Raw genomic sequence first — 2,289 nt, 5'->3', positions numbered from 1 at the left:
ATTCTTAAATAAACTTTCTCTGTATCATGACGTACGATCAGTGGTAATCAGGAAGATATTTGAGGGAGAGAACTCATAGCCGTTCCTGGACAAGTAGTCAAGACACGTTTCTTTTGTATTCGATTTATCTTTTGCGTTTGATTCTGCATTTTGCATTTCATATTCTATTGCATAATGCAGAACGGATTTTTCACTCCCGTCAGTAAGATTGATATTGACACCACGGTTGAATAGATACTTGAGACATTCTATGTGGCCATTTTTAGCAGCATAATGACAAGCTGTTTTCTTACTATTGTCGCGCAGGTTGATATTCACGTCACTGTTATCTAATAGATGTTTCAAGCATTCGACTCCACCATTTTCAGCAACATAATGCAGAGCCGTTTTCCCATTATCATCACTAACTTTGATATTCAACCAAGTGCTGAGCAAATCCTTCAACTTTTGAACGTTATCCTCCTTAGCTACAGAGCAAAGTTGTTCAATTTGCTCTCGTCTCATTGTACTGTCTGGATAAAGGTTAGCTTCTCTGTTTTGAAACAATCTTTTGCACTTGGGAGTGGCGAGGTTAATTGGCGACTTCCCATCCTTGTTACTCTTAATAATTGCACCCGCATCTAACAGTAATTTCATGCATTCGGTATTTCTATGCTTAGCAGCGTGGTGCAATGCTGTGTTACCTGAATTATCAGCGGCATTGATATCCGCTCCTTTTTCGATTAATAATCTCACATAATGATGGTTACCTTGTCCATAACAAGCTTTATGAAGTGGCGACTCCCCTTCAAGGTTAGCCTTTATATCCGCTCCCGCGTCTAACAGAAATTTCCCGCAACCGAAAAGGTCCGAGGCAGCAGCGTTGTTTAATGGTGTGTTGCCATGTTTGTCAGTGGCATCAATATCTGCTCCAGCCTCAGTTAATAATTCTACGCACCCTTTGCACTTTTCTTTCTCCCCAAACTCTTCTTTTTTTTGAGTAGCAAGATGAAGTGGCGTCTTCTTTTTATTGTTAGCTTTTATATCCGCTCCCGCGTCTAACAGCAATTTCACGCAACCAGAATAGCCCCGTTTAGCGGCGAGGTGTAATGGTGTGTTCCCAGAGTTATCAGTGGCATCGATATCCGGTTCTGCTCCAATTAATAATTCAAGGCAATTTCCGCTCAGGGACTCTTCGTCGCCACCAGCAGCATGGTGGTGCGGTGTTTTACCATCTGCACCCTTGTCTTTGGCAAGGGAGGGGTCGAAGTCTAGCAATACCTGGACGATTTCGGTGCGACTTTTAAGAGAAGCAACGTGGAGAGCCATATCGCCAGCTTCATCCCTTTTTCTGGCCAGGGAACCATCAATTTGCAGCAATTCCATGACTACCCTTTTATCGCCATTTTTGACAGCCAAGTGAAGCATGGGACCACGCAATTCCGTAGCTGTCTCTGGGTGGCCATTTTGATCAGCTATCTGGCAAGCCTTAAGGGTATAATCAAGAAGGGCATGTTCAGATTTGCGGCCGAGTCCTTGATTAATAAAATCGATGTCCAGAAGTGCCATGACGGTATCTGTGTAGCCATTTTGAGCAGCTAAGTAGAGAGCTTTATTGCCATCTTTATTATCCTTTTCAAACAATCCAACTAGCACGCTTATAGCATCTTTTTCTGGATCTCTTGTCCCCAACAAATAAGCAAATGCCACTTCATCCCGAGTGAATAGCTGCTCCATTACAGTTTCTTTAACTTCTGGACATAGAAATGCCTGAATGGTACCAGTATGGCCATTTTGGGCAGCCAAGTGAAGGGCCGTATTGCCATCTCTATTCGTTTCTTCGACCAGGGAGCTATCAATGGCCAGCCATGCCTTGACTATATTTGTTCTGCCACTTTCAGCACCCTGGTGGAGAGCCGTATTACCATTGTTGTCCGTATCTCTGGCCAGGGAGTGATCAATGCCCACCACATGTTTGACAAAATTCATAATATTAATGGTAATGGGGTCCTGGGAGAGAGCTATCTTCAAAATTTTGGCCAGGAAGCCACGACATGCCTCGGCAACCTCTCTATGGCCATTTTGAATAGCCAGGTCGCGAGCCGTTTTATTCTCTTTATTTTTAAAATGAACAGCTAATTGAAATATGTCCATAGGCCCTATGCGGTTATGGTCAATGTTCAGAATTGCCTTAACGCTGTCTGTTTGGCCACTCTGAACAGCCAGGTGAAGAGCCGTATTGCCATCGTTATCAGAGACCTGAATCCGTAACTTCAGAAGACGTTGAAACCTTCGGAAGCCGGTCGTGCC

The 2,289-nt window shown here is 43.7% G+C and carries 1 protein-coding gene; it reads right to left on the bottom strand.

The window, feature by feature from the left end; genetic code table 11:
• Positions 1-24 precede the first annotated feature (24 nt).
• Entirely contained in the window at positions 25-2,256 is a 2,232-nt protein-coding gene (locus tag KDK14_RS01945) for an ankyrin repeat domain-containing protein (protein ID WP_373691016.1), read from the bottom strand.
• Positions 2,257-2,289: the final 33 nt, after the last annotated feature.

It is taken from the genome of Endozoicomonas sp. ONNA2 (assembly GCF_024606365.1).
In the GTDB taxonomy this organism is placed as follows: domain Bacteria; phylum Pseudomonadota; class Gammaproteobacteria; order Pseudomonadales; family Endozoicomonadaceae; genus Endozoicomonas.
This window is presented reverse-complemented; position numbering and strand designations above follow the sequence as displayed.